Here is an 8,915-nt window from a genome sequence, read left to right as displayed (position 1 = left end):
GCGCCGCAGCGCGTTCGGCCTGGGCATTGCGCTGAGCCTGCTGGGCCAGCCGCTCGCTATGCTGCGTGTCGTCTTCGCAGGTATCGCGGCGCTCGGGGTGCAGGCCCAGCTTGGCAAACAGCGCGCGGTCGCGCTCTGCCTGGGGGTTGCCGGTGGTCAGCAGCTTGTCGCCGTAGAAAATCGAGTTGGCACCGGCCAGAAAGGCAAGCGCCTGGGTGGATTCGCTCATCTGCTCGCGGCCTGCCGAGAGGCGCACATGGCTCTGGGGCATCATGATGCGCGCCACGGCAATGGCGCGGATGAACGTCAGCGGGTCCAGGTCCTCCGCGTTTTCCAGCGGGGTGCCCGGTACCTTTACCAGCATGTTGATCGGCACCGACTCAGGATGCGGGGAGAGCCTGGCCAGCTGTTGCAGCAGCGCGCTGCGATCCTGGGCGCCTTCGCCCATGCCGAGAATACCGCCAGAACACACCTTCATACCGGCGTCGCGCACGGTGGCCAGAGTTTCCAGGCGGTCGCTATAGGTGCGCGTGGTGATGATTTCGCCGTAGTAGTCGGGGGAGGTGTCGAGGTTGTGGTTGTAGTAGTCCAGCCCCGCGGCGGCCAGCCGGGTGGCCTGTTCACCATCGACCATGCCCAGCGTCATGCAGGTTTCGAGCCCCAGCGCTTTCACCTGGCGCACCATCTCTTCCACCGCCAGCAAATCCTTGTCTTGGGGGCTGCGCCAGGCCGCTCCCATGCAGAAGCGGCTGGCGCCTGCCTCTTTGGCGGCCTTGGCCTGGGCCACCACTTTCTCTATTTCCAGCAGCTTCTCTTTTTCCAGCTGAGTGTTGTAGTGACCCGATTGGGGGCAGTACTTGCAGTCTTCCGGGCAGGCCCCGGTCTTGATCGACAGCAGGGTAGACACCTGCACTGCGTTGGCATCGAAGTGTGCCCGATGTACCTGCTGGGCCTGAAACAGCAGGTCGTTGAAGGGCAACGCAAACAGCGCGTCGATTTCCTCGAGGGTCCAGTCATGGCGCGGCGCGGCATCCGTCGCGTGAGAAGCAGTCGAAGTAGCGGTCACGGGTAAACCTATATTCTTTTGAAAGTTGACAGGACTCTAGCGGGGCTGTGCTGAAGGTGTCAACTTTTTTAAGAGAGTTGGTTTACCATGAGTGGGGAAAAGAAAGGCTAAAATATGCTAGCCTTTTGAAAGTAATAAATGGCTAATGCGTAGGCTAAGGAGGTCAACGATGCGCTTAAATGATGTTCAGCGTCAGGCCATCGTCAGCGCCGTGAAGTCGTGTTTTGGGCCGCAAGCGAACGTAAAGCTGTTTGGCTCCCGCACGGATGATCAAGCCAAAGGTGGCGATATTGATCTTCTGATCACAACGGATATCCACGATGTCAATGACATAGTACGGGCTGAAATGCGCTGCCAAGTAAAGCTTCAGCAGCTACTCGGCGAGCAAAAAATCGATATGCTGATTGATTATCCCAGCCGCCAGAATTATCCGGCCATTTTTAGTATTGCTGAGCGGGCAGGACTTCCATTATGACTCAGGATATTGCACTACTACGTTTGCAAGAAGCATGGCGTGAGTGCCAACGGCATATGCATTTTATTGACTATGCGCTCTCGTCTCTTACACCATGCTTACCGCTGTCGGGGAGCCAATTAGCGGCGCTGGACGATGCGCAGATTCAAAGCTTGGATCAGTTCGTACTAAGATTTGGCAAATTACAAGATGCGATGGGGACTCGGCTGTTCCCCTCGGTACTGCTTTACCTTCAAGAGCCCTACGAAGATCGCCCAATGCTGGATAAACTCCATCGTTTAGAGAAATTGGGCTATTTGGAAGAGAGTGAACAGTGGCAGTCCTTACGGATGCTTCGCAATCGCTTCGCCCATGAGTATCCAGACGACCCAGATAAAAATGCAGCGATATTAATGCTAGCCATTGAATCTGTGCCTAGGTTGGTGGCTATGCTTGAGCGTATTGGCCAAAAGCTGTCGCTGACATTTGAAAGATAGCGGCCGGACTAGCATCTGGCTGTTCAACCCCACGCTGCTTTATACTCTGCGCCCTTTGATCACCACTGGAGCGCAGATGCCTGACGCGACCTCGCTGCCCCCTGAGCATGACGCCTTGACCGACCGCGACCCGGCCACGGGGCACCCGCGGCCGCCGCGGCGCGAATTCAAAGCGCGCGGCAGCTTCGTCAAGCGCTGCGAAGGATGCAATCTGCCCGAGTTGAACTGCCTGTGCCCTTATCAGATCAAGGCAGAGAGTGACGCTCAGGTGTGGCTGCTGACCCACTCCATCGAGCACTTCAAGCCGACCAATACCGGCCGCCTGATTGGCGATGTGCTGACCAACACTCGGGTATTTACCTGGTATCGCACGGCGCCGGACGAGAAGCTGGCCGCACTGCTGCAAGACCCGCGCTATGCGCCGTTCGTGATTTTTCCTGACGACCAGCCGGATTACGCGGAGCGGGTGGTGGGGCTGGAGGCCGTCCAGGCGGTCAAGCAGCAGTCGCGTATTCCAGTCTTCATCATTCTGGACGGCACCTGGCGACAGGCCCGGCGCATGTTCCGCAAGAGCCCTTACCTGGACACGCTGCCGGTATTGCCGCTGCGCACCGAGCGCGAAACCCGCTACCGGCTACGCAAGCCCGCCTCGAAAGCCCACCTGTGCACCGCCGAGGTGGCCATCGAGCTGCTGCGTCAGAGCGGTGATGAAAATGCCGCCAGCGTGCTGGACGACTACTTCGATGTGTTCAACGACAGCTACGCCGAGAGCCGTTACTACCGCAAGATCGAGGAGCCGACGGCGGCCATGACTCGGCTGTTGGCCCGAAAGGCGGGGGATACGCCGCGCTGATCAAGGCCTGGCGCCGGGTAGCCAGCGCAACAGCACCTTGCGCACCCAGTACCAGCGGTTGATCAGCAGGGCCGTGAAAATCAGCGCGCAGCCGGTGAGCTGAAGCGCCGACATGGTTTCGTTGAACCACCAGGCGGCCAGCAGCGCCGTCCAGACGGCCTCCAGCATCAGAATGACCGCTGCATGGCTCGGCGTGGTCATGCCCTGCGCCTTGATCTGAAGAAAGAACCGCAGTGAGCTGGCCAGCAGCACGCTGGCCAGAAACCAGCCCAGAATCGGGGCATCGAGGGAGAGCGTCTGCTCTTCCACGACCCATGAAACAGCGGTCAACACGATGCCCACGGAAAGCAGCTGCAGCGTGGTCAACGACAGGGCAGGCACATTGCGCACCACCCGCGTATTGACGTTGATCAGCAGCGCGAAGCACAAGGCCGCGCAAAGCATCAGCAGCTGGCTGGCCTCCACCCGAAAACCGGCATTCAGCGATAACAGCGCAAAGCCTGTCAGCGCGACGGGCAGGGCTACCCAGGTGCTGGTGGCGGGACGGTCGCCAAACAGCAGGCGAGCCACCACCGGCACCAGCAGAATGCCCAGGCTGTTGATGAAGGCGCTTTCTCCCAGATGCTGGGAGTGATGCAACCCCAGCACCCAGAAGGCGATGGCCGCACTGAACAGTACGCCTACCAGCAGGCCGCGGCGAATACGCCGGGCAGGCAGATGGCGCAGTGTCGGCCAGGCGAAGCCCAGCAGAATGGTCCCCGCGAGCAGAAAGCGGGTGCCGATGAACAGCAGCGGAGGCATGCCTGCCAGCGCTTCCTTGGAAAATATCCACCCGCCTGCTGCCAGGGTGGTCACCAGCAGCAGCAAGGCATCGGCCTGCCAGGGGGCTTGCCGAATGGTGCTATGGCTCACGCGGCGCCGCCAAACAGCGCCCCGGCAATTCTGAAGCCTGCCACCCAGGTGCCAATGGCCGAGCCTGCCGTGGCGAGAATGAACACCAGCAGCGTGCGTGACACGCGGTTTTTCCACCAGCCTTTCAGTTGCGTCACGTCATGGCGCAGGGTGGAGAAATCGCGCACCTTGGGTTTGCGCATGTACAGCTCGACCCCGGCGGCCACGAAACCGGCGCCAATGGTGGGGTTTAGCGAGGTCAGCGGTGCGGCAAAGAAGGTCGTGATCACGGTGAGCGGGTGTGCCAGGGCAATCAGGGTCGCCCCCCCGGATAGCAGGCCGTTGATCAAGAACCACTCCATCACCAGCTGCCAGCCCAGCTCGGTATTACGTGAAAAGCCCACCACAAAGCCGGTGAGCACCAGCGCGGTGATCAGCCAGGGCATGGCTTTCCATAGTTTGGAGGGCGGCGGAGTAGCTTCCAGCGATTCCCGCTCCTGGGTCGGGTTTTCCGGTAGCGGTGTTTCCAGGTGCTCGCCGGTGCCTTTCAGGTGGCCTGCGCCGAGCACGACCAGCACGTTTCGAGTAGCGCCCGGGAGGTGCCTCTTCGGCCAGGCGTAGCGCCATATAGCGGTCGCGTTCGCGGATCAGCGGGGTGTAGAGCGTTTCCGATTCCGCCGCGAATTCGCTGAAGGTGGCTTCCAGCATATCGCCCTCCTTGAGCTTTTCGATCTCCTCCCTGGAGACATCCTGACGGGAGAGCACGCTGCCAATCAGCCCGGAAAATAGCGAGAAGCGCTGCCACCAGGGCACGTTGCTGTAGATGCGCTTGAGCGTGATGCCCACATCGCGGTCCACCAGCAGCAGCGGCAGTTGGCGAGCACGGCACTCATCCACCGCCGCGCGCATTTCGGCCCCTGGCTGGATGCCTGACTGCTCGGCGATACGCTGCTGGAAGGCCCCCAGCGCCAGGCTGGCGGCGACCATGCCGGCCTTGCCCTGCTTGAACACTTGAAACAGGTCCTGCTCGCCCATGGCATCGGGGTTGTCCATGCTGTGATGGCGGGCGTCACACAGCTCGATGGCCACCGCATCGAAATGGCCGGTAGCAATCAATTGGCGCACGTCGTCGGCGCTTTCGGCCGAGACATGGGCCGTGCCCAGCAGGGTGTAGCAGGTGTCGCCCACGGTCACGGTTTTCAGCGGGCCGCTAGTGGAGGGCAGGGGCGGCGTCGGTGGCCGCGTAGTGTCGTCGTGGGTCATTCAACAGTCTCGATATATAAGTATAAAAAGGTGAAAACGTACACAAGCCGTCAATACCGGGGCTCAGTGGTGTATCAACGCCGCCAGAAGGCCGGAGTAAAGAGCACCAGGACGGTGAAAATTTCCAGGCGCCCCATCAGCATGGCCAGTACCAGAATCCATTTGGCCAGGCTGGGTAAGTCGCCATAGTGGCTGCTGGCTTCGCCCAGCGCAGGGCCCAGGTTGTTGAGCGCCGAGCCCACCGCCGACCAGGCGGTCACTTGATCCACGCCGGTGGCCATCACACCCACCAGCATCAGGAAGAACAGCATGACATAGGCCGAAAAAAAGCCCCATACCGCCTGCGCGATGCTGTCGGGTACGCTGACCTTGCCGACCTTCACCGCAATCACCGCGTTGGGGTGAATCAGGCGCATGACTTCGCGCATGCCCTGCTTGAGAATCAGGATGATGCGGATCACTTTCATGCCGCCAGCGGTGGAGCCCGAGCAGCCCCCTACGAAGGCGGCAATGAACAGCAGAAACGGAATTGCCCCAGGCCAGCCTGAGAAGTCGGCCACGGCGAATCCCGCCGTGGTAGCCACGGAGACGACCTCGAACAGCGCATGCCGCAGGCCGGTGATGTCGTCATAGGTCTTGGTCAGCCACAGGGTAATGACGGTAATCACGGTCAGACCCGTCAGGAACAGCAGCAGAAACCGGGCTTCCGGGTCCTGAAAATAGTGGGTCAGGCGCTTCTCGCGCCAGGCCACGAAGTGGAGGCTGAAGCTCACCGCCGAAATCAGCATGAAGCTGATGCAGATCAGCTCGATGGCGGCGCTATCGAAATAGCCGATGCTCAGGTCATGAGTCGAAAATCCGCCGATGGCGACCGTGGAAAAGCTGTGGCCCAGCGCATCGAACCAATCCATGCCCGCGACCATGTAAGCCACGAAGCAGGCAAAGGTCAAGGTGGCGTAGATATACCACAGTGCCTTGGCGGTTTCGGTGATGCGCGGCGTCAGCTTGGAGTCTTTCAGCGGCCCCGGAATTTCCGTGCGGTACAGGGCCATGCCCCCGACCCCCAGGGTCGGCAGGATGGCCACCGCCAGTACCACGATGCCCATACCGCCCAGCCACTGCAGCTGCTGGCGGTAGTAGCGGATCGACTCGGGCAGAAAATCGATGCCGGTAATGACCGTGGCCCCGGTGGTGGTCAGGCCCGAAAAGGATTCGAAGACGGCATCGGTAATGCTCAGGGAGTCCTCGCCAAACAGCATCAGCGGCAGCGAGCCGAACAGTGCCAGCACGGTCCAGAACATGGCCGCGATGATGAAACCGTCCCGAATGCGCAGCTCCTTGCGCGCCCGGCGGTTCGGCAGGTAGATCAGCAGGCCGGTGATGACGGAAATCGCAATGCCGCTCATGAACGCATGCCAAACGCCGTCGCGAAACCACAGCGACATCAGCATGGGAGGCAGCATGGTGAGGCTGAACAGCATCAGCAGCAGGCCCAAGATACGTAGAATAATCCGCAGGCTCATGGCAGGGATGGTCTCATTGCTGGCTGGTTCCTAGAAAAACGTCAATCCCACCTGGAAAAGCCGCTCGACGTCGCGGATACGCCGTTTGTCGATCACGAACAGAATCAGGTGATCACCGCTCTCCACGCGCACGTCGCCGTGGGCAATCATCACTTCCTTGCCGCGCACCACGGCACCGATGGTGGTGCCTTCGGGAAGCTCGATCTCATCGATGGTGCGGCCCACCACCTTGGAAGACTGCTTGTCGCCGTGGGCAATCGCCTCGATGGCTTCCGCCGCACCCCGGCGCAGGGAGTGCACGTTGACGATATCGCCCCGGCGCACGTGGGTCAGCAGGCTGCCGATGGTGGCCTGCTGCGGTGAAATGGCGATATCGATATCGCCACCCTGGACCAGGTCCACGTAGGCGGCGTTGTTGATCAGCGTGAGCACCTTCTTGGCCCCCAGCCGCTTGGCCAGCAGCGACGACATGATGTTCACCTCGTCGTCGTTGGTCAGGGCGCAGAAGATGTCGCAATCCTCGATGTTCTCTTCTTCCAGCAGGCGCTTGCTGGTGGCGCTGCCGTGCAGCACCACGGTGCGGTCCAGCCGCTCCGAGAGCGTGGTGCAGCGCTCCAGGCTGTGCTCGATGATCTTGACCTGATGGCTATGCTCCAGATGCTCCGCCAGGCGTTCGCCGATGTTGCCACCCCCGGCAATCACCACCCGGCGGAAGTCGCGCTCCACCTTGCGCAGCTCGCTCATCACCGCGCGGATATCCCGCCGCGCCGCCAGGAAGAACACTTCGTCGTCGGCTTCGATGACCGTGTCGCCCTGGGGGATGATCGGCCGATTGCGCCGGTAGATGGCGGCGACGCGGGTTTCCACGTTGGGCATGTGCTTGCCCAGGAAGGCGAGGTTCTGGCCCACCAGCGGGCCGCCATAGAAGGCTTTCACCGCCACCAGCTGCACCAGCCCTCCGGCAAACTCCAGCACCTGCAGGGCGCCGGGATGCTCGATCAAACGGCGTACGTGGTCGGTCACCACCTGTTCCGGGCTGATCAAGACGTCGATGGGAATGGCTTCGTGGGCAAACAGGCCCTTGCGGGTGAGGTAAGCCGTGGAGCGTACTCGCGCGATCTTGGTGGGGGTGCGAAACAGCGTGTGGGCCACCTGACAGGCAATCATGTTGATCTCGTCGGTGTTGGTCACCGCGATCAGCATGTCGGCGTCTTCGCAGCCCGCCTGGCGCAGCACGATGGGGTAGGAGCCCGCGCCGGTGACCGTGCGGATATCCAGCTTGGTGTGCAGTTCGCGTAGCTTGGCGCCGTCGGTGTCGACGACGGTAATGTCGTTTTCCTCGCGGGCAAGGTGCTCCGCCAGGGTGCCGCCGACCTGGCCGGCGCCGAGAATGATGATTTTCATCGCTAAGCATCGGTTCCGTTATGAGCGCCAGCGTTTTATCAGCACGCGGTGTGCGCTGCAACAAAGACGGCGGCCAGTGTAAACCAGCCGCCGTCGAAAAGCAGGTGACGATTACTCCAGCGTGAAGCCGACCTTGATCGTGACCTGCCAGTGGGCAACACGCCCATCTTCTATGTGACCCCGCGTATCGGTCACTTCCAGCCAACGCATGTTGTGCACGCTTTCGGACGCTTTGGCCAATGCGTTCTGAACGGCTTCCTCAATACCTTTTTCGGAAGAGCCGGTAAGTTCGATGTGCTTGTAGGTGTGATGACTCATGTGTTCTCCATCCTTGTCATGAATTCACTGCCTAATGCCCCTGAGGCCAGGCGCTTGCGCTTGCCTTAGGCAGTCTGCTTCTCCAGTCTGGCATAAAAAAAGCCATCGTGACTGTTTTGTGCGGGAAACAGTTGCCTGCCCGGCCCGCTGGGCTCGCCCCAGGCCACATCGTTCGGCGTGGTGGCCCGGGCGTCGGGGGTGCGGGCCAGGAAGGCCTCGATCTGGCCGCTGTTCTCTTCCGGCAGCACCGAGCAGGTGGCGTAGAGCAGCGTACCGCCGGGGCGGAGCAGCGGCCACAGGTTGTCGAGCAGGCGCTGCTGCAGGCTGGCCAGCTGACGAATGTCCTCTTTGCGGCGCAGGGCCTTGATGTCCGGATGGCGGCGAATCACGCCCGTGCCGGAGCAGGGGGCATCCAGCAAAATGGCATCGAACGGCGTCCCGCTCCACCAGTCGCGGGTGGTCGCATCGGCATGTTTCAGCTCTGCAGCGAGCCCCAGCCGAGCGAGGGTGTCATCGACACGGGCCAGGCGCTGATTGTCGCTGTCCAGCGCTGTCAGGGCGATATCGAACTGCTCCAGCAAATGGGCCGTCTTGCCGCCCGGGGCGCTGCAGGCATCCAGCACATGGGCGCCGGGCCTGGGCGCCA

At 61.4% G+C, this 8,915-nt stretch carries 8 protein-coding genes and 2 pseudogenes; 3 read left to right on the top strand and 7 right to left on the bottom strand.

The window, feature by feature from the left end; all coding sequences use genetic code 11:
• On the bottom strand, nt 1-1,066 hold a 1,066-nt coding region (gene bioB / locus B7L71_RS05910), incomplete at its 3' end, for a biotin synthase BioB (RefSeq protein ID WP_081136618.1).
• A gap of 169 nt (nt 1,067-1,235) precedes the next feature.
• Here bioB and B7L71_RS05905 point away from each other — a divergent pair.
• The 3 genes from B7L71_RS05905 to B7L71_RS05895 all read left to right on the top strand — a co-directional run bounded on the left by B7L71_RS05905 (nt 1,236) and on the right by B7L71_RS05895 (nt 2,870).
• Nucleotides 1,236-1,541 (top strand): nucleotidyltransferase domain-containing protein, encoded by a 306-nt coding sequence (locus B7L71_RS05905; protein ID WP_081136616.1) that lies wholly within the window; start codon nt 1,236-1,238, stop codon nt 1,539-1,541.
• On the top strand, nt 1,538-2,017 hold the full coding sequence (locus tag B7L71_RS05900) for a hypothetical protein (protein ID WP_170919441.1): 480 nt from the start codon (nt 1,538-1,540) through the stop codon (nt 2,015-2,017). The genes B7L71_RS05905 and B7L71_RS05900 overlap by 4 nt, the downstream gene beginning before the upstream one ends.
• A 76-nt stretch (nt 2,018-2,093) precedes the next feature.
• Nucleotides 2,094-2,870, top strand: coding sequence for a tRNA-uridine aminocarboxypropyltransferase (locus B7L71_RS05895; protein WP_081136614.1), 777 nt, complete (start codon nt 2,094-2,096; stop codon nt 2,868-2,870).
• Here the strand turns inward: B7L71_RS05895 and B7L71_RS05890 are convergent, their stop codons facing one another.
• From B7L71_RS05890 to B7L71_RS05865, 6 genes and pseudogenes are all read right to left on the bottom strand, one after another.
• On the bottom strand, nt 2,871-3,782 hold the full coding sequence (locus B7L71_RS05890; RefSeq protein WP_081136612.1) for a DMT family transporter: 912 nt from the start codon (nt 3,780-3,782) through the stop codon (nt 2,871-2,873).
• Nucleotides 3,779-5,024 (bottom strand): annotated as a pseudogene (locus B7L71_RS05885) (TraB/GumN family protein). The gene B7L71_RS05890 and the pseudogene B7L71_RS05885 overlap by 4 nt, the downstream one beginning before the upstream one ends.
• A 74-nt stretch (nt 5,025-5,098) precedes the next feature.
• Complete coding sequence (locus B7L71_RS05880; protein WP_081136610.1) at nt 5,099-6,547, bottom strand: TrkH family potassium uptake protein; 1,449 nt, start codon at nt 6,545-6,547, stop codon at nt 5,099-5,101.
• Between the two features lie 30 nt (nt 6,548-6,577).
• The gene (trkA, locus tag B7L71_RS05875) at nt 6,578-7,951 is read right to left on the bottom strand and encodes a Trk system potassium transporter TrkA (protein WP_039179559.1); all 1,374 of its coding nucleotides are present in this window, start codon (nt 7,949-7,951) and stop codon (nt 6,578-6,580) included.
• A 111-nt stretch (nt 7,952-8,062) separates the two neighbouring features.
• Entirely contained in the window at nt 8,063-8,269 is a 207-nt protein-coding gene (locus tag B7L71_RS05870) for a dodecin (protein ID WP_016914940.1), read from the bottom strand.
• Between the two features lie 65 nt (nt 8,270-8,334).
• Nucleotides 8,335-8,915 (bottom strand): annotated as a pseudogene (locus tag B7L71_RS05865) (16S rRNA (cytosine(967)-C(5))-methyltransferase RsmB); the annotation flags it as partial.

The organism is Halomonas sp. BC2, assembly GCF_002078115.1.
GTDB lineage: Bacteria > Pseudomonadota > Gammaproteobacteria > Pseudomonadales > Halomonadaceae > Vreelandella > Vreelandella stevensii.
Note: the sequence above shows the minus strand (reverse complement) of the source record. Positions and strands in the feature narration are given on the sequence as shown.

Excerpts from the sequence above, each read along its gene's own strand:
- B7L71_RS05905 (WP_081136616.1), top strand. The coding sequence starts at position 1,236 with ATGCGCTTAAATGATGTTCAGCGTCAGGCCATCGTCAGCGCCGTGAAG.
- B7L71_RS05900 (WP_170919441.1), top strand. The coding sequence starts at position 1,538 with ATGACTCAGGATATTGCACTACTACGTTTGCAAGAAGCATGGCGTGAG.
- B7L71_RS05895 (WP_081136614.1), top strand. The coding sequence starts at position 2,094 with ATGCCTGACGCGACCTCGCTGCCCCCTGAGCATGACGCCTTGACCGAC.
- B7L71_RS05880 (WP_081136610.1), bottom strand. The coding sequence starts at position 6,547 with ATGAGCCTGCGGATTATTCTACGTATCTTGGGCCTGCTGCTGATGCTG.
- trkA (WP_039179559.1), bottom strand. The coding sequence starts at position 7,951 with ATGAAAATCATCATTCTCGGCGCCGGCCAGGTCGGCGGCACCCTGGCG.
- B7L71_RS05870 (WP_016914940.1), bottom strand. The coding sequence starts at position 8,269 with ATGAGTCATCACACCTACAAGCACATCGAACTTACCGGCTCTTCCGAA.